20 protein-coding genes and 1 pseudogene are annotated in these 19,352 nt (G+C 72.8%); 10 read left to right on the top strand and 11 right to left on the bottom strand.

Features of this window, described 5'->3' with window-relative positions; all coding sequences use genetic code 11:
- The first annotated feature begins 9 nt into the window (after positions 1-9).
- From IPM45_09505 to IPM45_09485, 5 genes are all read left to right on the top strand, one after another.
- Positions 10-369, top strand: a complete 360-nt coding sequence (locus IPM45_09505; protein ID MBK9179788.1) for a nucleotidyltransferase domain-containing protein — start codon at positions 10-12, stop codon at positions 367-369.
- A gap of 110 nt (positions 370-479) precedes the next feature.
- Positions 480-749, top strand: coding sequence for an RES domain-containing protein (locus IPM45_09500; GenBank protein ID MBK9179787.1), 270 nt, complete (start codon positions 480-482; stop codon positions 747-749).
- 161 nt (positions 750-910) lie between these two features.
- Positions 911-1,771, top strand: a complete 861-nt coding sequence (locus IPM45_09495) for a methyltransferase domain-containing protein (GenBank protein ID MBK9179786.1) — start codon at positions 911-913, stop codon at positions 1,769-1,771.
- Between the two features lie 196 nt (positions 1,772-1,967).
- A complete protein-coding gene (locus IPM45_09490) occupies positions 1,968-3,578 on the top strand; it encodes an MFS transporter (protein ID MBK9179785.1) in 1,611 nt (536 codons plus the stop codon).
- A 175-nt stretch (positions 3,579-3,753) separates the two neighbouring features.
- Positions 3,754-4,377, top strand: a complete 624-nt coding sequence (locus IPM45_09485) for a hypothetical protein (GenBank protein ID MBK9179784.1) — start codon at positions 3,754-3,756, stop codon at positions 4,375-4,377.
- Between the two features lie 125 nt (positions 4,378-4,502).
- On the opposite strand, the pseudogene IPM45_09480 reads toward IPM45_09485, so the two are convergent.
- Positions 4,503-5,093, bottom strand: a pseudogene (locus tag IPM45_09480) (hypothetical protein).
- A gap of 17 nt (positions 5,094-5,110) precedes the next feature.
- On the opposite strand from IPM45_09480, the gene IPM45_09475 reads away from it, so the two are divergent.
- A complete protein-coding gene (locus IPM45_09475) occupies positions 5,111-5,290 on the top strand; it encodes a hypothetical protein (GenBank protein ID MBK9179783.1) in 180 nt (59 codons plus the stop codon).
- Positions 5,291-5,333: 43 nt separating this feature from the next.
- On the opposite strand, the gene IPM45_09470 is transcribed toward IPM45_09475, so the two are convergent.
- Positions 5,334-6,149, bottom strand: a complete 816-nt coding sequence (locus IPM45_09470; protein ID MBK9179782.1) for an SDR family oxidoreductase — start codon at positions 6,147-6,149, stop codon at positions 5,334-5,336.
- A gap of 189 nt (positions 6,150-6,338) precedes the next feature.
- A complete protein-coding gene (locus tag IPM45_09465) occupies positions 6,339-7,532 on the bottom strand; it encodes a TIGR04053 family radical SAM/SPASM domain-containing protein (protein MBK9179781.1) in 1,194 nt (397 codons plus the stop codon).
- Positions 7,533-7,909: 377 nt separating this feature from the next.
- On the opposite strand from IPM45_09465, the gene IPM45_09460 reads away from it, so the two are divergent.
- Positions 7,910-8,566 carry a phosphatase PAP2 family protein gene (locus IPM45_09460; GenBank protein ID MBK9179780.1) on the top strand — a complete coding sequence of 219 codons (657 nt, stop codon included), beginning with the start codon at positions 7,910-7,912 and terminating at the stop codon, positions 8,564-8,566.
- The gene (locus tag IPM45_09455; GenBank protein ID MBK9179779.1) at positions 8,566-9,222 is read left to right on the top strand and encodes a phosphatase PAP2 family protein; all 657 of its coding nucleotides are present in this window, start codon (positions 8,566-8,568) and stop codon (positions 9,220-9,222) included. The genes IPM45_09460 and IPM45_09455 overlap by 1 nt, the downstream gene beginning before the upstream one ends.
- On the opposite strand, the gene IPM45_09450 is transcribed toward IPM45_09455, so the two are convergent.
- The 6 genes from IPM45_09450 to IPM45_09425 form a co-directional block, all read right to left on the bottom strand.
- Positions 9,213-11,639 (bottom strand): flippase-like domain-containing protein, encoded by a 2,427-nt coding sequence (locus IPM45_09450; protein MBK9179778.1) that lies wholly within the window; start codon positions 11,637-11,639, stop codon positions 9,213-9,215. The two genes, IPM45_09455 and IPM45_09450, sit on opposite strands and share 10 nt — an antisense overlap.
- Before the next feature lie 189 nt (positions 11,640-11,828).
- Complete coding sequence (locus IPM45_09445; protein MBK9179777.1) at positions 11,829-12,251, bottom strand: hypothetical protein; 423 nt, start codon at positions 12,249-12,251, stop codon at positions 11,829-11,831.
- 210 nt (positions 12,252-12,461) lie between these two features.
- Positions 12,462-12,794, bottom strand: a complete 333-nt coding sequence (locus tag IPM45_09440; GenBank protein ID MBK9179776.1) for a VOC family protein — start codon at positions 12,792-12,794, stop codon at positions 12,462-12,464.
- A 177-nt stretch (positions 12,795-12,971) separates the two neighbouring features.
- The gene (locus tag IPM45_09435) at positions 12,972-13,370 is read right to left on the bottom strand and encodes a PIN domain-containing protein (GenBank protein MBK9179775.1); all 399 of its coding nucleotides are present in this window, start codon (positions 13,368-13,370) and stop codon (positions 12,972-12,974) included.
- Positions 13,367-13,600, bottom strand: coding sequence for a type II toxin-antitoxin system prevent-host-death family antitoxin (locus IPM45_09430; protein MBK9179774.1), 234 nt, complete (start codon positions 13,598-13,600; stop codon positions 13,367-13,369). The genes IPM45_09435 and IPM45_09430 overlap by 4 nt, the downstream gene beginning before the upstream one ends.
- Positions 13,601-13,694: 94 nt before the next feature.
- Positions 13,695-14,384, bottom strand: coding sequence for a dienelactone hydrolase family protein (locus IPM45_09425; protein ID MBK9179773.1), 690 nt, complete (start codon positions 14,382-14,384; stop codon positions 13,695-13,697).
- A gap of 445 nt (positions 14,385-14,829) precedes the next feature.
- Between IPM45_09425 and IPM45_09420 the strand changes: the two genes are divergently transcribed.
- Both IPM45_09420 and IPM45_09415 read left to right on the top strand, forming a co-directional pair.
- Entirely contained in the window at positions 14,830-15,735 is a 906-nt protein-coding gene (locus IPM45_09420) for an ABC transporter ATP-binding protein (GenBank protein ID MBK9179772.1), read from the top strand.
- On the top strand, positions 15,732-17,384 hold the full coding sequence (locus IPM45_09415; protein MBK9179771.1) for a hypothetical protein: 1,653 nt from the start codon (positions 15,732-15,734) through the stop codon (positions 17,382-17,384). Before IPM45_09420 ends, IPM45_09415 begins: the two co-directional genes overlap by 4 nt.
- Before the next feature lie 38 nt (positions 17,385-17,422).
- Here the strand turns inward: IPM45_09415 and IPM45_09410 are convergent, their stop codons facing one another.
- Positions 17,423-17,899: a hypothetical protein gene (locus IPM45_09410; protein MBK9179770.1), complete on the bottom strand. Its 477-nt coding sequence runs from the start codon at positions 17,897-17,899 to the stop codon at positions 17,423-17,425.
- A 25-nt stretch (positions 17,900-17,924) separates the two neighbouring features.
- Positions 17,925-19,328: an FAD-dependent oxidoreductase gene (locus IPM45_09405; GenBank protein MBK9179769.1), complete on the bottom strand. Its 1,404-nt coding sequence runs from the start codon at positions 19,326-19,328 to the stop codon at positions 17,925-17,927.
- Positions 19,329-19,352: the final 24 nt, after the last annotated feature.

Below are 19,352 nucleotides of genomic sequence, written 5' to 3'. Positions count from 1 at the left end.
CGCGGACGGATGGTGCTTGGGTCGGGCCGCCACACCGGACGACAACCCTCCACCGCAGTCGACGCCACCCGCGGGGACGAACGGCCGGGCAGCGACATCGACTTCCTCGTCGAGCTCGAACCCGACGCGCGACCGTTCGAGATCCTCTCCATCGGTGTCGAGCTCGACGAAGCACTCGGCGTCAAGGTCGACGTCGGAACCCCGGAGTCGCTACGGGAACGCTTGCGCGACGAGGTCCTGGCCGAGGTCCTGCCGCTTCGAGCCGCCAGGACGAGGCTCGGCTGCACGACATCGTCGGTGCCATCCACTCGATCCGAGGTCACTCTGACAACGAACTCGATCCACTCCTCGACGCGGTGCGCTCCCTGATCGATCGGACGAGCCGGGACGACGACGCGTCCTGACCAGGGCGCCGACCCGGACCGTCCCGGTCGGCGCCGGGACGTCGAGGAGTCGGCAAGAACTTTGACAGCGGCTGGGTGACCCGCGCCGGCGGCAACCAGGCGATCCGCACCGGGCCCCGTGGCGTCTGCCGCGACTGGTCGCGAGCCATCTACCGGCACCACTCCCATCTCCAGGGGTTGGCGTTCGGTTCAGCCGTGTGGGGACCGGGTCGTTGCCTCGCGCTCTGGGAACGCGCCGCCCCGGCGTTTCCGGCCGCGCCAGCCGCAACCCGCCAGCTCGACGACCCCGCCCTCAGCCTTGCGGTCATGGACGCCGCCCACCGACTCGGCACCTTCGTCCTGTGACCGCCGATCAGGGTCCCAGCCAGCCGCCGAATCGGGCGGGATCGGCATGGTGCCGCGACGCTCCCACTGACCGGGCCGGCTGTCCCGATGCACGCTCCGGGAACGTTCGGGTGCTGTCGGGGCCTTGACACCGTCGGGTGGACCCGGGACAGCATTCGGACGTGGCCGCTCAGGAGGGTCGGGACGGGCAGGAGCTGTCCGAGACCCGGGAACGCAATGCTCGGCTCTTCGACGCGGTGGCTCCCAGCTACGACGGCGTCGGGGTCGCCTTCTTCGTCCCGATCGCCACGGGGCTCGTGGACGAGCTGGCTCCGGCCACCGGCGAGCGGGTCGCGGACATGGGGTGCGGCAAGGGAGCGTTGCTCCTGCCCGCAGCCCGAGCCGTCGGCCCCGCCGGTCGGGTCGTCGGCATCGACGTCTCCGCCGGCATGGTGGCCGCAGCGCGGGCGGCCGCTCGGGAGGCGGGGCTCGATCACGTCGAGGTGACCGTCGATGACGCGCAGGCCCCGGCGCTGCCGCCACGATCCTTCGACGTCGTCGCCTCCTCGCTCGTGCTGTTCTTCCTGCCCGCCCCGCACGCGGCGCTGATCGCCTGGCGGGAGCTGCTGGTGCCCGGTGGGCGGCTCGGGGTCAGCTCGTTCGGCCCGCAGGACGCCACGTGGGAGTCGGTCGACGCCGTGTTCCGCCCGTTCCTGCCCCCGCGCATGCTCGACGCGCGCGTGAGCGGCGCGCAGGGCCCCTTCGCGTCCGACGCGGGGATGGCCGGCCTGGTCGAGGCGGCCGGCTTCGTGGACGCCCGGACCCGCACGCTGGACCTCGCGGTGCACTTCGCCGACGCCGACCAGTGGCACGCGTTCACCCTCTCGACGGGGCAGCGGGCCATGTGGGCGGCCGTTCCCGACGAGGAGCGGCCGAACGTCCGTGCGGAGGCCGAGCGCCGGCTGGCCGCGGCGGCCGTCCCGTCCGGTGGCTTCGTCCTGCGCCAACAGGTGCGCTACACGCTCGCGAGCCGTCCGGGCTGACCCGAGACAGCAGGGGCAGGCCGATCGCGTCGGCGTGCGCTCGCTCAGCCTGGGGACCGCAGCACTAGGTTCGCGGGCATGCCAGGTGTTCAGCACGCGGGTGGAGCCGGTCGGGCACGCTCGGACCTGCCCGACGAGCTGACCGTGCGAGGCGTGCTCCCGCCGGCATCGTGACGCAGCAGCCGGAGGCGACGCGATGAAGCGCTGGTTGCCGCTGGTGGCGCTGGCCGGCGCCCAGTTCGTCATGGTCCTCGACCAGTCGGTCATGAACGTGTCGATCAGCCAGCTCGTCGCCGACTTCGACACGACCGTCACCGTGATCCAGTCGGTGATCACGCTCTACTGCCTCGTCATGGCCATGTTCATGCTCACGGGGGGCAAGATCGGCGACATCATCGGGCGTCGGCGGGCCTTCATCATCGGCCTGATCGTGTACGCGTGCGGCTCGGCCGTGACGGCGGCAGCGCCGACGGTGACGGTCCTGGCGCTGGGATGGTCGATCCTCGAAGGCCTCGGTGCGGCGCTGGTGCTCCCGGCCCTGGTCGCGCTGATCGCGGGCAACTACGACGGGCGTGAGCGCAAGGTCGCGTACGCGGTGATCGGTGGTGTCGCGGGCGCGGGCATCGCAGTGGGCCCCATCGTCGGCGGCTGGGCCACCACCGAGCTGAGCTGGCGGGTGGTCTTCGTGGGCGAGGTCGTCATCGTCCTCGGCATCCTCGCCATGACCCCCTTCGTCGGCGACGCTGTCCGTGCCGGCGCCAAGCCCCGGCTCGACGTCGTCGGCACCGTCCTGTCCGCCACCGGTCTCGGTGCCATCGTCCTGGGCACCCTCCAGTCGAGCACCTGGGGATGGGTGAAGCCGAAGGACTCCCCCGTGGAGCCGTTCGGCTTCTCCCTGACCCTCTTCGTCATCGGCGGCGGCGCGGCGCTGCTGTGGGGGTTCGTGCGCTGGCAACGACACCGCGAGGCGACGGGGAGCGACCCGCTGGTGCACCTCGACCTCGTGAAGATCCCGCCGCTGCGATCCGGTCTGATCGGCCTGTTCGCCCAGAACCTCATCCTCATGGGCGTGTTCTTCACCGTCCCCCTGTACCTGCAGCTCGTCCTCGGCCTCGACGCCCTCGAGACGGGCATCAAGATGCTGCCCGTCTCCATCACGATGTTCGTCGCGTCCGCAGCTGGTTCGCGCCTCTCGTCCCGCTACCCGGTGCGGTCGATCGTCAGGGCCGGACTGACCACCACCGCGGTCGCGGCCGTCGCCCTCCTCGTCACCATCCGACCGGACCTGGCCGACGCCGCCTTCGCCCTCTCCATGGCCGTGCTCGGCGCAGGGATGGGGCTCCTCGCCTCCCAGCTCGGCAACGTGGTCCAGTCGTCGGTCGACGCGTCGGGGCGGGGCGAGGCCGGCGGCCTGCAGTTCGCTGGCCAACAGCTCGGCTCCTCGCTCGGGGTGGCCCTCATCGGGGCGATCGTGCTGGCCGGACTCACCGGTGTGTTCGTGTCGGAGATCCAAGCCGACGAGCGCATCAGCGACGAGGTCGCGGCCCAGGTCAGCGTGGCCGTCGGGTCCGGCATCGACTTCGTCGCCGCCGACCAGGTCGAGGCAGCCACCCAACAGGCCGGACTCGACGACGCCACCAGCCAGGCGATCGTCGACGACTACCAGGAGGCCCAGCTCCAATCGCTCAAGGCCGGCCTGCTGGCCGCAGCGTTCCTTGCGCTCGTCTCCCTCGCCTTCACCCGAGACCTGCCGAACGAGGTGCCGTCGTCCGACGAAGAGCCCGCGGACGAAGAGATGGTCACCTGACGGAGCGCGTGTCTCGGCCTGGCGGGTCGTTGGCCATCGCGGAGTCCGGCCGCCGCCGACCCGCCCATGGTGAGAGCGGAAGCGCAGCGCCTGCAACGATGACCTGATGATCGACGGCCCCGAACCCGCAGCGAGAGCCCCCCGGCCCGCTCGACGAGGCGAGCGTCGATGGCCGATGGCGGTGGGGGTGCTCGCCGTCGGGGCTCTCCACGCCGCGCTGCCGTCCGACTTCCGGCCGATGCCCACCTGGGTCTTCCAGGCGTTCCTGCTGGCCTTCCTGGCCGTGCTCGTCATCGGTGACCCCGGCCGGATCGACCGGGACAAGCCGTGGCTGCACGCCACGACGAGCGTGATGATCGGGGTCATCACCGCCGCGAACACGGCGGCTGTCGTCCGCCTCGTTCGCGGCATCCTCGACGGGGCCCGGTTCACCGACGCCAGCGAGCTCCTGCGCATCGGCGTCATCGTCTGGCTCGTGAACGTCATCGCGTTCGCCCTCTGGTACTGGGATCTCGACAGCGGTGGTGCCGCGGCCCGGGCCAGTGGCCGCCAGCAGACCACCCGGGCCTTCGTCTTCCCGGAGACGGACCTGCCCGAGCACGCCGCCGACGCGTGGTTCCCGCACTTCGTCGACTACCTCGCGCTGTCGTTCAACACGGCCACTGCGTTCAGCCCCACCGACGTGTCGGCCGTGAAGCCCTGGTCGAAGCTCCTCGTGATGACCGAGTCGATGACCTCGCTCGTGGTGGCCCTGCTGGTGCTGGCCCGCGCGGTCAACATCTGGCCGTCGGGACCATAGGACCCCTGCTGCCGGCAGCCGGGGCTCGTCGGGCTTCAGTCCCTCCACGGTGGCCGAAGACGTGCCCGCAAGCCGTGCTCTGCGCCCGCCCGCTCTCGCTCGACAGGGGGCAGCGCCACCTCCTGCTCGGCGCCGTGCTCGTACCCGTCGAGCAGGGCGAGGCCGTCGCCGCTCCAGAACCGCCCCGGGTCGTACCAGTTCACGGGGCGGCCCTCGGGCAGCAGGCCCATCCGGGTGAGCGTGAGCGCGGCGAGCTCGGCGCAGTAGACGATCTCGTCGCCGGCGTCGTGTCCGACGCGCCCGGCCACCCAGCGGCGCGCCATCCGGGGGCCGGTCGGGAACGGCCTGCCGTCGTACTCGTCGATCACCTCCAGCAGGCGTCGCTCGTGGTCGGCCGTGAGCTCCGGGTTGATGTGGCGCGACCACGCCCGGTTGCCGAGGTCGCGCCAGCGCAGGGCGGCGTCCTCCAGCCGGTTGAGCTGGGCCCCGCGGTGGTGGTCGGCGCGCCAGACGTCGGCGAGCTTCGGGTCGAGGGCCGCGTGCCAGAGCAGCGGGGGCAGGTCGTCGACCACCACGACCAGGCCCACGTGGTTGACGGGAGCGTTGGTGGCGGCCTGGATGGCCCGGTCGGCCACCGTGCGGCCCCGGAACAGCCAGAGGTCGCCGGTGCGAGCCTGGGCCTGGGCGTGTTCCAGGGGGACGGGGGTCGCGGCCACGCCGTACCGTACGGCCCGTGCGGCGGTGGAAGTGGGTGGGGCTGGGTGCGCTGGCGGCCGTGGCGGTGGCGGGCACCGTGGCCGTGGTGCGGAGCCGCCGCCCCTGGGTGGATGCCGACGACACCGAGATCGGTCAGCGGCTCCACGCCCGGCTCGACGAGCTGCGCGCCGCAGGGCCGGGCGGGGAGGCCACCTGACCGGGCGGCGTGCGGAGAGGGGGCCTGCGCCGGAGCGGCTCGCTCACCCCACCCGGGCGCACTGGCCGCCGTCGACGGGCAGCACCACCCCGGTGACGAAGTCGGCCTCGTCGGAGGCCAGGTAGAGCGCGGCATGGGCCACGTCCCACGCCGTGCCCATCCGACGCCGCAGCGGCACCAGCCTGTCGCGCTCGGCCCGGATCTCGTCGCGGCTCATCCCCAGGGCGGCGGCCCAGGCGTCGACCGCCATGGGGGTGTCGATGAGCCCGGGCATCACCGCGTTGACCCGCACGCCGAACGCCGCGTTCTCCATGGCCAGCTCCTGGGTGAGCGCGTTCACCCCCGCCTTGGCCGTCTTGTACGCCACGATGGGCACGCTGCACACCGCCGCCGCCGACGACACGTTGACCACCGCGCCGGCCTCCTGGGCGCGCATCACCGGCAGCACGTGCTTGCAGGTGAGCCACATGCCCCGCAGGTCGACCTGGTGGATGCGGTCCCAGCTCTCGACCGTCAGGTCCAGCGCGCCGCCGTCGCCCGCACCGACACCGACGTTGTTGTGCAGCACGTCGATGCGCCCGAACCGCTCCACCGCCGCCTCGGCCGCCCGCCGGCAGTCGTCCTCGCTGCGCACGTCGGCCTCGAACGCCTCGGCGACGCCGCCGTCCCCGGCGATGAGGTCACAGGTCTGGCGTGCGGAGGCCGGGTCGCGGTCCACCGCGAACACGCGAGCGCCCTCCCGGGCGAACAGCAGCGCCACCGCACGGCCGTTGCCGATCGTCTCGCCCGGCGTCTGCCCGGCGCCGACGACGACCGCCACCTTGCCGGCCAACCGGCCGGTGCCCGACGGCGCGCTCACGCCGGGCACCCCCCGACGCCGGCCTCGCGCTCAGCACCGCAGGAGTCGAGCGCCATCGCCATCAGCACATACTGCCCAACCCTGAACGCCGGGTCGAGCAGCTGGCGGGCGTCGACGAGATCGGCCAGCGGGTCCCAGGTGGCATCCCTCGTGCTCGACGCGTGGGCCTTCCCGCGCCGGCCCAGGTGGTCAGCGGGTCGGGATGCGGACGAGGTCGGCGGCCCGGGCGTGCACGCCGGGCGCCGGGACGTGGGCGCAGGACGGGTCCTCGGCCAGTGGGTCCCCGGTCACTGCGTAGGCGTGGGAGCGAGAACCACCGCAGACCTCGCGGAACTCGCAGCGGCCGCACCGCCCCCCGAACCCGGCGGGGTCGCGCAACGACCGGAGGAGGGGCGAGTCGCGGTAGATCGCACGGAACGGCTGCTCACGCACCGAGCCCGCCGGCAGCGGCAGGAACCCGCTCGGGTAGACCGTGCCGAGGCGGTCGACGAACGCGAACCCCCGCCCGGCGTTCACGTTGAGCGGCGGTCGGGGGGCTCGCCGGTGCCCGTGCAGGCCGCCGAGGAGGGCAGTCGTGTCCGCCCGGAGCCTGGTGCGCAGCGGCCCGGGAGGGAAGGCGGCGTCGACGTCGTCCACGGCGGCACGTTGGATCGCCACCCTGCGGAAGTGCGGGGCTTCGGTCGTCTTGACGGCGACGTGGTCGGAGACGTCGTGCAGCCAGTGCAGCACCTCCTCCACCTGCTCGGCATCGCACGGTTCCAGCTGCCCACCGCGGCCGGTCGGGACGAGGAAGAACACGCTCCACAGCCATGCCTGCAGGTCGGCGACGGTGCCGAGGAGGGCAGGGAGCTCGGCCAGGTTGGCGCGGGTCACGGTCGAGTTGACCTGGAGGCGGAAGCCGACCTCGCGGACGAGGGCGGCCGCCTCGAGCGTGGCCTCGAAGACGCCGGGCACGCCACGCAACCCGTCGTGGGTCGCCGCCGTCGCGCCGTCGAGGGACAGCGAGACGGCACTGGCGCCGGCGGCGTGCAGCTCGGTGAGCCTGCTGCGGGTGAGCCGTGGCGTCACCGACGGCGACAGCGCCACGTGCAACCCGGCCGCGGCGCCGTGGGCGACGAGGTCGGCGAGATCCTCTCGTTCGAAGGGATCACCGCCGGTCAGCACGACGATCGGGCGGGGCGGGCCGTAGGCCGCCAGCTCGTCGAGGAGGTGTCGTCCCTCGTCGGTGCTCAGCTCCAGCGGATCGCGGTGGTGCTGCGAGTCGGCACGGCAGTGGGCACAGACGAGCTGGCACGCACGGGTCACCTCCCAGATGACGAGGAAGGGCCGCTGGGTCACGTCCTGGTGGAGGGTGCGGATCGGGCGATGTGTCGCGTCGGTCATCGGTCTGTGCGCTCCGGGCCGGAACGGCCACGGTCGGAGCGTGGTGTCCCGCCGCCGACGGCGACCGACTGCTGTGACATGCCGACTCCCTTCCAGCGCGCACGTCGAGCTCGCGACCCGGTCGAGGGTACCGGCATCCGCGGGAGTCGGCGGTCACGTCCGGTGGGGCGGCCGGCCAGCCGCTGCCCGACGTCGCTCGCGAGATCCTCCACGAGGTCCGCAGGACCAGGAGCGCACGTGGCGCAGGATCGTCGACGTGGAGACCTTCGTCGGCACCCCGGGGCAGCGCGACCGCTCGCGCTACATTGCTCCGTCGGCGAGTCTCTTTGCGAGGTTGGAAACGTGCCGGCTCCTCCCCTTCTCGTCTTCCTTCGACCGTGACGGCGCCCGTCAGGACCTTCGCCCATCCGCTGCGGATCGCCGCGGTGGCCGTGGTCGCGCTGGTGCTCTCGTACGTCGTGGCCGTGCAGGATCCGGTCCCGGACTGGGAGCTGCGCCTGACCCGCTGGGTCAACAGCGCGCCGGACTGGGTCGCCACGGCGACGTACCCGGTGATGCAGCTCGGCACGGTGTGGGCGCCGATCGTCGTCGCGGTGGCCATCGTGGTGCTCCGCCGAGACTGGCTGCTCGGCGCAGCCACGATCGTCACGGGGTTCGTGGCCTGGTTCGGGGCCAAGGCCGTGAAGAAGGTGGTCGAGCGGGACCGGCCCCTCACGTTCCTCCCCGAGATCATCGTGCGGGAGGGCAGGGGCACCGGGCTGGGCTACGTCTCGGGGCACTCGGCCGTGGCTGCCGCGACGGCGGTGCTGGCCATTGCCGCGCTGCCGCGCCGGGCGCGTCCGGTCGCTGTCGTCCTCGCCGGGGTGGTGGGCGTCGCCCGCATCGTCCACGGTGTGCACCTTCCGGCCGATGTCGTCGGCGGGTGGGCGGTCGGCGTGCTGCTGGGGCTCGGTGCGGTCGCGCTCGTCGACCGGTTCCCCGGCCGCGGGCAACGGATCGCACCGCCGGTCGTGGCCGGCGACGAGGAGGCCTGATGGACACGGTCACGTACGAGCACGACGTCCGCGGGTGGCCCCTGGGGGCGCTCGTCGGCGGCATCGTCGTCGCGGTGGCCGCGGGGGTGATCGCCAGCTCGGGTGACGTGCCGGGCTGGGAGCAGGCGATCTTCCATGCCGTCAACGACCTGCCCGACTGGCTACGCGGGCCGATGTGGGTGTTCCAGCTGGCCGGCCTGCTGCTCGTGCCCCTCGGGCTGGCGGTCGCGGCCGCGGTGCTGCGTCGGTACAGGCTCGCCCTCGCGCTCGTCGCGTTGGTCCCGCTGAAGCTGCTGGTGGAGAAGGCGGTGGTCAAGCAGCTGGTCGAGCGTCAGCGGCCGGGCACCTCCATCTGCGACCTGGACGTGACCTGTGGGAGCTTCCGCGACGTCCCGCTGGCCGGGCTGTCGTTCGTGTCCGGTCATGCCATCATCGCCTGGGGCATCGCCACCTTGCTGTGGCCCTACCTGCCGGGGCGTTGGCGGTGGGTGCCGGTGGCGGTCGCGCTGGCCAACGCCGTTGCCCGCGTGTACCTCGGCGCCCACAACCCACTCGATGTCGTCGGTGGGGCGGCCATCGGCGTGGCGCTCGGTGCCATCCTCACGATGGCCTTCGGGAGCCCCGTGCGGCGCGCTGCGTCCCCGGCTCAGATGTAGTCGGAGCGCTTGAGCCAGGCGAAGCAGGCCCATCCCGGCAGGATGGGCAGCCAGAAGGTGGCGAGCCGGTACAGGAACACCGCGGGAAGGGCGACGGCGGCGTCCATGCCGGCCGCGGTGAGGCCGGCCAGGAGGGCCGCTTCCATGGCGCCGAGGCCGCCCGGGGTGGGGGCGGCGGTGGCCACCGCCGAGCCGACGAGGTAGGCGGCACCGACCGTGGCGAAGCGGAGATCGCCGCCGAAGGCCTCGGTGCTGAAGTAGAAGGCCACGACGTAGCTGAGGGTGACGACCGCGGACCCGCCGAGCAGGAGGAACAGCTTGGTGGGGGAGCGGAGCACGGCGGCGACACCGTGGATCGAGCGCTGCAGGATGGGCAGGAGCTTGGTGAGCACGAGCTTGCGCACGGCCGGCACGGCCATGGAGACGACGGTCATCGCCAGCACCACGGCGATGCCGATGAGCAGGTACGTGGGGTCGGGGAGCTTGAAGTCGCCGAAGGCCTCGCGGCCGGCCCACACGATGAACAAGAGGGTCAGCACCAGGTGCATCACGAAGCCACCCATGGAGTTGAGCCCGACGCCGGACACTGCGACGGCCGGGTCGACGCCGGCCTTCTGCGCGTACCGCACGTTGAGGGCCATCCCGCCGAGGCCGGCCGGGGCCACCTTGCTGACGAACGACGAGCCGGTCTGGGTGGCGATGGTGGGGCCGAGGCGGAGCCGGTCGGGGATGGCGCCCATGAAGCTGAGGGTCGCACCGAAGTAGGTGACGGCCGACGCTGCGAGCATCGGGATCAGCCAGACCCAGCGGGCGGTCTTGACGTTGGCCCAGATCTCGGGCAGGTCTGCGAACTGGGGGGCCAGGAGGTAGACGATCCCGATCAGCATGACCACGACGACCAGCTGCCGGACGTTGAGCCGTTGGATGGGCTCGTACTCGACCTCGGTGGTCCCGGTGCGGTCCTCGATGGTCTCCTGGAGCTCCTCGATCAGGCCGGAGTGCTGTTTCAGCGCGGTCTGCGTCGCGCCGCTGAGGGCGCCCATCTGCAGGCGGGGCAGCGACCGGGCCACCGCGTCGGTGCCCAGGGTGGCGATCGCCGAGTCCACGGCCCGCGACGCGCCCACGATCACCGCCAGCGCCGACAGGGTCTGGGCCAGGTCGGCGGCCAGCAGCGCCTCCGACGCGGCCACCTCGGCGAACCCGAAGTCGATCAGCCACGGCCGGCCGTCGGGGTCGATCAGGATGTTGGCTCGCCGCAGGTCGCGGTGCGCGATCCGGTGCGCGCGCAGCAGGGCGATCTGGTCCCAGATCCGTCGCAGCAGCTCGTCGTCGACGGTGGCCGGGTCGAGCGTGTCGAGGGTCTGGCCCTCGATGCGGTCGTAGGCGAGCAGGAACGAGTCCGCCCCGATGGCCGACACGGCCCGCATGCGGGGGGTGCGGACGTCGAGGTCGCGGGCCTGGAGCGACACGAACGCCTCGTGCTCGACGGCCCGGCGCAGCGACGAGAACGGTCGCTCGTCCCCGAGGTTGCGGAACCGCAGGTACCGGTACATGCGGAACAACAGGTCGGCCGAGCGCTCCTCGCTGCCCAAGACCTTGGCGAAGATCCGCCCACCGTCCTCCAAGGTCCCGAAGTAGGGCGTCGAGCCGCGGGCGTCCACCTTGGCGGGGTCGAGCGACGCCAAGGGAAGGCCCGTCAGCCGCAGGGCCGCCAGGACCTGGTCGTTGGTCGGGCGCTCGTCGGGCCGTCCGAACATGAACAGGACCAACGCCCCGACCATCGCCCCCACCGCGATGGCGAAGAAAAGCTCCGCCGGCAGGTGCACCGACGTCACCAGCCGCAGCACCACGATCAGCGTGTACGTGGCGACGCCGGCCTGGCGCCATCGCCGGGTGACGAACGGCGACAGCACCACGAACGCCGCCGCCAGCTGACCCAGGGCCCAGACGTCCGGGAACCCGCGGCTGTCGATGCCGGCCCGGTCGGCGATCTCGTTCACCAGGTCCGGCGACGAACGGTCGAGCCACCACACCCCCGCCCCGGCCAACGCGAACGTCGCGATGTTCGCCACCACGATGTAGCCGAACAGGCGGTACCGCTTGGTGATCAGCGGCGTGAGCCAGATCACGATCGTCGTCACGGCGACGAGGACCTGCAGGAACCCGGCCAGGATCCGCTCTGTCGTCGGGTTCAGGAACGTGATGAGGCGGATCAGGTCGTCCTCGAGGCCCAGCACTGCGTCGCTGGCCCACCGGGTGAGCGCCAACAGCACCAGCGCGACCACCCCGTAGACCACCACTCGCAACAGGTCGCGAGGTGTCCGCCGGTACCCCACGACCGTCCCCTGCGTGTACACGGGGTCGCCAGCCGGCGGCGCGGCCGGCGCAGCCGAGACGTCGGGCATGGGCATGATCACCGACAAGAGCAGACCTCTGGCATCGGACCGGACGTGCTTCGGCAGTCGAGTGGAGCGCCCCTCATCGGCCGAGGGACGCAGCCCGTCGGGGCACGCCGACACGCTAGCCAACCGTGAATCGAGAGGCGAGCGTGTCTTGTCCAGCGAGAGACATCTGGTGCACGACCGAACGTCGTGTCGCAGGAGGGGCTACGGGCGCTGCCTGCGTCGGTCGGAGAGCAGGCCGAGCTCCTTGACCAGGATCTCCATCGCGGGCAGGTGCTCGTCGACGGCAGCCGTCATCTTCCGCACCATCTTCCGGCCGGCCGCGGTGAGCCGAATGCTGACCCCGCGGCGGTCACCGGGCACGCCCCCCGCTCGGCTGATCATGCCGAGCGCCTCCAGGCGGTCGAGCAGACCGGTGGTGCCTGCGCTGGACAGCCCCGTGAGCTCGCTGAGCGAGCGGGGGCGCATCGGCCCCTCGAGATCGAGCGCGCACAGCACGAGCACGGCTCGGTTCGAGGTGAGGTCGAGCTCGCCCGTGGCTCCGGCGATGGCGTCGGTGACCCGCCGGCCGACGTCGGCCATCAACAGCAGGAACCGCTCGATGTCTCGATGATCGGATGCCGGCACGGCGCACCAGTCCTCGCCTCTGCGAGACGCCCGATCTCGCCACCGGGAACAGCCGGCGCGCCGCTCGGCCCGGTGGGAGGGAGCGCTCGCGTGTGTGTACCACACCTCGGGGGCGACCCTGCATCTCGTGCACCGTGACCCCCGCTGCACGTCGTTGGCTGCGACCTGGTGCCGGAAGTTCCGTCGCGACGGGGCGCGAGGGGCGGCGGGTCAGTGGTCGCTCGCCGCGATGCAGAACTCGTTGCCCTCGGGGTCGGCCATGACCCGCCACTGGAAGCCGCCCATGTCATGGGTCTCCACGAGCGAGCCGCCCAGCTCCTCGATCCGGCCCTGGGCCGCGTCGAGGTCGGCGACACCGGTGTCGAGGTGCACCCGGTTGCGGCCGGACTTGGGCTCCTGCACCTTCTGGAGGGCCACCGAGACGCCGCCCGGGTGCTGGGGCTCGAGCCAGACGAAGAACCCCGGGAACGACCGGGCCACCCCGACGCCGAGCAGCCCCGACCAGAAGGCCTGCTCCCGCTCGATGTCCACCACGTTGATCACCACGGAGCCGACCGTGCACGTCGCCATGCCTCCCCCTTCGGTGTCGCGAACCCGTCGCATCGTTGCACGGCGGCGCCCCGCGGTCCCGGCGATCGGGGGCGTGCGCCCCCTGCGCTACGCCGAGACGCTCGGCGCCCAACGGTCGTGGTCGTCGTCGAGCCGGCCACCCTGGTCGGGTCAGACCGGCTTGCGCACGGCCACCCCGGGGAGCTCCTCGAAGCCCGTCCGATCGGTCGTGACGACGGTCCGTCCGGTCGCCCGGGCCGTCGCGGCGATGATCAGATCGTGGGCGCCCCGTGGCCGGCCGCTGACGCGGGCGGCGACGAGGAGCTCGGTGTGGGCACGTGCGACGACGAGGTCGTAGGCCACGACCGGCAGCGACGCAACCAGGTCGTCGAGGAACGCCCGACGTGCCTGGCGCCGCTTCCCGGAGGCGAGCTCGACACCGACGCCGAGCTCAGCGACGGTGACGGCAGCGATCGCCGGCTCGTCGTCATCGGCGATCAGCGCATCCAGGTCCAGCGACGATCGCTCGGCGTGGACCAAGACGGTGGTGTCGAGCAGCAGCAGCGTCAGTAGCGCTCCTCCACCGTCAGGTCGGCCCGAAGGACGGCCAACTCCTCTGCCCAGCCCCGATCGACGTGGTGTCGACGCAGCAACGCCTTGGCGTCAGCACCCGACATCGGGTGTACGGGGGCGAGCTCGGCGATGACCCGACCGCGGCGAACGATCGTGTACCGCTCCCCCCGGTGCTCGACTCCGTCCAGGAGGTCAGCGAAGCTCCTCGACGCTTCCGTAGCGGTCACCTCGGGCATGCGATCAGATTATCAGATGCCTCCGAGACTCGACGCACCGGGCGACCCGCTGCCCCGGGTGACCCGGCTCCGCCGTGCGACGGGCTCAGCCGGGGAGGTGGCGATCGAGGAACTCGACGGTCCGCTGCCACGAGAGCAGCGCCGCGCCCGGGTCGTAGGCGTCGGGCCGGTCCCACTCGAAGAACCAGTGCCCGGTGCCCGGGTAGTGGTGGAACTCGGCCTCGCAGCCGGCCGCGCGGAGCGGGCGCTGCTGGCGGACCTCCGCACTCGGGCTGACGAACGGGTCCGATTCGGCCAGGTGGAACTGGAACGCCGACCGACTGGCCGAGAAGTCGCCGGCTCGCGTGGCGTAGAACACCGTCGTCGCCGAGATGGGAGGGACCTCGGGGCGGGACTGCTTGGCCAGCCACAACGCCCAGTGGCCGCCCATCGAGAAGCCGATCTGACCCAGCGCGCCGGCGTCGAACCGTGACCGGGCGTGCTCGATCGCCGCCACGATCTCGCGCCAGATCGGGGTCGTGCGCGGCAGCCCCCGCAGTGCCGTCGCCTCTTCCGCGGTCGCCGCCACGGCTCCCCGGTACAGATCCGGCGCCACCGCGACGTACCCGAGCCCGGCGAGGTCGTCGCAGACCCCGGTCACGACCTCGGTCAGCCCCCACCAGGCGTGCAGCACCACCACCGTCGCCCGTGCCCGGCGCTGCGGCGCGACGAGGTACGCGGCCTCCGAGCGCTCCGCCGACGGGCTGTGCCGACGTCGGCCCGACCCTGCGTGCACGTCACCTCCACGTCCACCACGCCGCGGCCGGCGGGCTTCCATGGTGCCCGACGTCGAGCCCGCCCGACAGCCGGCCCCACGCCGGCCCCGGCGTGGCGGCACCGCCGGCACCGGCCAGTCCTACCATCGTGGGGTGGCGTTGTCGGACCCCGGGGGGGTGACGGTGCTGCGCCCCTCCTCTGTCGGGCCGGGCTCGTGGTGGCGAGGCGGCCTGACGATGCGTGGAGCCGACGGGTCGATGTGGATCCCGGTGGGCGACCGGCCACTGGGCTACGTCGGCGCCGAACGCGTCGCGTTCGTACGGGAGTGGGCCCGCACGGGGAGCCCCTGAGCACGGCACGGCACCCTCCCGGAGCGGGCCTAGCGTGAGTCGTGGTGGCGGCACCGGCCTGATCCGCAGCGACCGGGCCTCGGCGACCCCGTCCGACGAGCAGGAGGCCCCTGCGTGGCGATCGCGGTACGTGCCGAGCACCTTTCCAAGCGCTACGGGCACACGATCGCGCTCGATGCGCTCGACCTCGAGATCGAGCAGGGCGAGGTGTTCGGCTACCTCGGGCCGAACGGCGCGGGGAAGTCGACGACCATCGCCCTGCTCCTCGGCCTGATCCGGCCCACCTCGGGCGGGGCGCGCATCTTCGATCTCGATGTCCGGCGGGACGCACCGGCGATCCATCGGCGCGTCGCCTTCGTGCCCAGCGAGGCGAACCTGTGGCCGTCGCTGACCGGCGCGGAGACGCTCCGGTTCCTTGGCGCGATCCACGGCTCGGTCGATGCCGCCTACCGCGACGAGCTGATCGACCGGTTCGAGCTCACCCCCGAAAGGAAGATCCGTGCCTACAGCCACGGCAACCGCCAGAAGGTCCCGCTCGTCGCCGCGTTCGCCAGCCGAGCGGAGCTCCTGCTGCTCGACGAGCCGACCACCGGCCTCGATCCGCTCATGGAGAGGGTCTTCCGCGGTTGCGTGCGCGAGGCCCGTGACCGCGGCCAGACCGTGCTGTTGTCCTCACACGTGATGAGCGAGGTCGAGGCCGTGTGCGATCGGGTCGCCATGCTGCGGGCCGGCCGCATCATCGAGACCGGCCACCTCGACGTGCTGCGCGGTCTGGCTGCGATGCGCGTCCGCGCTCAGGTCACCTCGGAGGTGCCCGACGTCTCTCGGCTCCAGGGCGTCAGCAACGTGGTCGTCGACGGCCACACCATCGAGTGCGACGTGGCCGGGTCGATGGAACCGCTGATGTCGGCCCTGGCCGGCGCCGGCGCCCGCCACATGACGACGCGGGAGCCTTCGCTGGAGGAGCTGTTCATGTCGCACTACGGCGACGGAGCGGCAGCGTCGGGACCGATTCGATGAGCACGACGGCTGCCACCGGGCGCGTGCCCGTCCGAGGCCCGCGTCGCCTCGGACCAGACCTCGCGATCGCAGGGCGCGCCTTCAAGCAGGTGTGGATCGGCGCCACGGTCTGCGCGGTCGCGTTCGGGGGGTCGGCGGCCGCCTCGGCGTTGGCCTATGTCGCCAACTACCCCACCGAGGCCAGCCGGCAGCAGGCGGCGGCCGCCGTCAGCGGCGACACCGGGCTCGCCGTGCTGCTCGGGCCCGTGTCGACCATCGACACCGTCGGTGGGTACGCCGTCTACAAGAACTACGTGTTCCTCACGACCATCGGCGCCCTCTGGGCGGTCGTGGCCGCCACCCGCGTGCTGCGGGGCGAGGAGGACACCGGGCGATGGCAGCTCGTGCTGGCCGGCAGCACACGGGCCTCTCGGGCCACGGCGGCCACGTTGGGGGCGCTCGCCGCCGCGGTGGGCGTGATCTTCACCGGGACCACCGTGCTGACGCTGTTGGCCGGCCGGGATCCCGACGTCGGACTCGGTGCCGGCGGCGCGCTGCTGTACGGGCTGAGCCTCGCGGTGCCACCGGCCGTGTTCGCCGTCGTCGGCGCCCTGGCCTCCCAGCTGAGCCGCACCCGCCGCACGGCCACGGGTCTCGGGATCGCCGTCGTCGCCGTGTCCTTCGTCCTCCGGATGATCGCCGACTCCGGCCCCGGCACGAGGTGGCTGTCGTGGGCGACCCCGTTCGGCTGGACCGAGCTGATGCACCCCTTCACCGAGAACGATCCCTGGCCGCTCGTCCCCGCCGTCGCCACGGTGGTCGGCCTGGGCGCCGCGGCCGTCGTGCTCGCATCGCGACGCGACGTCGGTGACGGCGTGCTCGCCTCCCGCGACGTCGCCCCGCTGCGCCGCTTCGGGCTGGGCTCCGCGTTCGGCATGTCGGCCCGGCTCGAGCTGCCCGTTCTCGCCGCCTGGTGCGCCGGGGCGACGGTGTCGGGGCTCACGCTCGGCATCCTGGTCAAGGTCACGACCGGGGACGTTCCGGCCTCGATCAGCGACATGCTCGACAGGTACGGCGTCCACGGCAGCCCCGTGAACCAGTTCCTCGGCCTGGCGTTCCTGTGCGTCGCCACAGTGGTCGCCCTGCTCCCTGCCGGCCAGGTCGGCGCGGCCTGCGCCGAGGAGACCTCGGGGAGGCTCGTGCACATCCTGAGCCGCCCCACCCGCCGGACCGCGTGGTTCCTCGGCCGCCTCGCCCTCTGCGGCGCCGGCATCGCGGCCGCCGGGCTCCTCGCCGGGCTCGCCACCTGGCTCGGCGCCGAGAGCCAAGGCGTCCAGGTCGACCTGGCCGTCATGCTCGGTGCGGGCCTCAACGTCGTCCCGACCGCCCTCGTCGCGCTCGGCATCGGTGCCGTCCTGCTCTCGGTGGCACCCCGTGCCGCCGCCACCACCGTCTACGTCGTGGTCACCTGGTCCGTGTTCGTCGACCTGGCGGCCCCGCTCGCGTCGAGCCTGAGCTGGTCCGACCACCTGTCCCTGTTCCACTACATGGCCCTGGTGCCGGGGCAGGACGCCGATCCGAGGGCTGCCACCGTCACCGTCGCGGTCGCCCTGCTGCTGTGCGCGGCGGCAACGATCCTCTTCCACCGTCGAGACGTCCGGTCGACCTGAGAGCCCACCACGGCAGCCCTCGCGGAGCCGGTTCCGCCTCATCGGTAGAAGGTGGCCCGCCAGGTTCGCGGCAGGTCGGCGGAGGTGAGGGCGAGCGACCCGGTGATCAGCCAGTCGAGCTGCTCGACGGGGTCGCCACCGTCGGGCGCCTCGACCACGATGCCACGCCGGGCGTTGTCGGACGTGATGCGCCAGCCGGGCCACGGCCAGAGGCCGACCTCGGCCAGCCGGGGCCGGGCCGGGCGCCCCCAGCCGTGCTGGATCCCGAGCTGGGTCGGGCCGACCGTGCCCTGCTTGGTCGGCGACCCGGGCATCCACGTGGCCAACGGGACCCGGGGTCCCCGCCCGCCGAAGATGGGGCCGAGCCCACCGGCCGGCGGGGCCACCTCCTCGGGGGGCACGGCCGGCGTCAGGTTCACCCAGCCGGCACGGGCCGCGGCCAGGGCCCGCATGTGCACGACCACCTCGTCGGGGGCGTCGGGATCGAACGCCACCACCTCGGCCGGCTCGGTCATGGACCCATCCTGCCAAGCGGCCCGATCACCAGCCGGCGTCGAGGAAGCCCTGGAGCGAGTCCAGCGCGGCCTGCTCGACCTCCTCGTCGCTCCGGGTGGCCCACTCGCGTGCCAGTGGGCCACCGAGCAGCGCGAGGAGCACGGGCTGACCGGTGAGCGGCGCGAGGTTGAACCACTCGGTGAACGGCTCGCCGGCCGGTGCGACGCGGGTCCACATCAGTGCCTCGTCGCTCCAGAACTGCTCGTCGAAGCGGAGCCACACCTTGTCGAGCAGGCCCATGCCGATCGCCTCGACGGCCGTGCGCTTGTCCTCGGGGAGGGGCGGCTCGAAGGCGACGGCGCCGGTCTGCAGCACGCCGAGGGGGATGGTCACCACCACCCGGTCGGCCGCCATCGCCTCGCCGTCGGCGTCGACCACCGTCACCCCGTCGTCGCTCCAGTCGATGCGCGCGACCGGGCGTTCGAGCAGGACCTCGAGGCCGTCGGAGGCGCTGGTGGCCAACCCGCCGTAGCCGCCGATCACGAGGAGGTCGTCGCCCTCGGTCCCCTCCTCGAGGCCCCACCAGGCCGACAGCTCCTCGGCCGACGCCCCGTACTCGGTCGTGATCTCGTTGTCGAGGTACCAGCGCAGCGCGTCGGGCTCGACGCCGGTCTGGTCGGCGGCACCGCTGGCCTCGATGGCGTCGGCCAGGGAGCGGTCGTCGTCCTGGGCCGACGCCCACTCGACCGCGAGGTCGACCGTCTCGACCGCGGGACCGGTGATCACCTCGAGATCGTCCACCCGCTCGCCGCCGGGCCCGGCGACCGACTGCTCGTAGTCGAAGGGGACCGCAGCGATGCCGAGCCCGTCGAGCCGCTCGGCGAGGTCGCTGGCCCCGGTGTCGTGGACCCACGACGCCCCCAGCTCGATCGGGATCGGCCATCCCTCGGGCCGGACGGTGTCGAGCCGGCCACCGACGCGGTCGCGCGCCTCCAGCACGGTCACCCCGAAGCCCCGCTCCTCCAGTGAGCGGGCCGCGGTCAGCCCGGCGATGCCGGCGCCGACGACGATGATCCGCTCGGCCGGCCCGGCGACCCCCCGCACCTCGTCGGCCACGCGCTCGCCCGACGCCAGGGCACCGTGGACGGTCGACGGGCCCGTCGTCGACGTCGCCTCTCCGGCGAAGAACAGCCGGTCGGCGACCGGAGCCGCGAGCGCGACCCGCATGTCGGGGTCGGCCCCGACGGCCAGGAAGCTGTACGAGCCGAGCGACCACGGGTCCTGCGACCACGAGGTGCGCGCCATGGCCGCCGGTGCGGGCACCGTGGTGGCCGTCGCTCCGCCCGGCCCGTCGCCCGGCTCGCGCGCGTCGTCGTCGCCGCTGCAGGCAACGGCCACCAGCCAGAGCCCGCCCGCGGCCGATGCCTTGAGGAACGTGCGCCGCTGCACCCGGATCGGCTCCTTGCTGGGGTC

The sequence above is a fragment of the Acidimicrobiales bacterium genome (genome assembly GCA_016716005.1).
Lineage (GTDB): Bacteria > Actinomycetota > Acidimicrobiia > Acidimicrobiales > JADJXE01 > JADJXE01.
Note: the sequence above shows the minus strand (reverse complement) of the source record. Positions and strands in the feature narration are given on the sequence as shown.

Excerpts from the sequence above, each read along its gene's own strand:
- IPM45_09415 (MBK9179771.1), top strand. The coding sequence starts at position 15,732 with ATGAGCACGACGGCTGCCACCGGGCGCGTGCCCGTCCGAGGCCCGCGT.
- IPM45_09465 (MBK9179781.1), bottom strand. The coding sequence starts at position 7,532 with ATGACCGACGCGACACATCGCCCGATCCGCACCCTCCACCAGGACGTG.
- IPM45_09490 (MBK9179785.1), top strand. The coding sequence starts at position 1,968 with ATGAAGCGCTGGTTGCCGCTGGTGGCGCTGGCCGGCGCCCAGTTCGTC.
- IPM45_09505 (MBK9179788.1), top strand. The coding sequence starts at position 10 with ATGGTGCTTGGGTCGGGCCGCCACACCGGACGACAACCCTCCACCGCA.
- IPM45_09410 (MBK9179770.1), bottom strand. The coding sequence starts at position 17,899 with ATGACCGAGCCGGCCGAGGTGGTGGCGTTCGATCCCGACGCCCCCGAC.
- IPM45_09455 (MBK9179779.1), top strand. The coding sequence starts at position 8,566 with ATGGACACGGTCACGTACGAGCACGACGTCCGCGGGTGGCCCCTGGGG.
- IPM45_09485 (MBK9179784.1), top strand. The coding sequence starts at position 3,754 with ATGGCGGTGGGGGTGCTCGCCGTCGGGGCTCTCCACGCCGCGCTGCCG.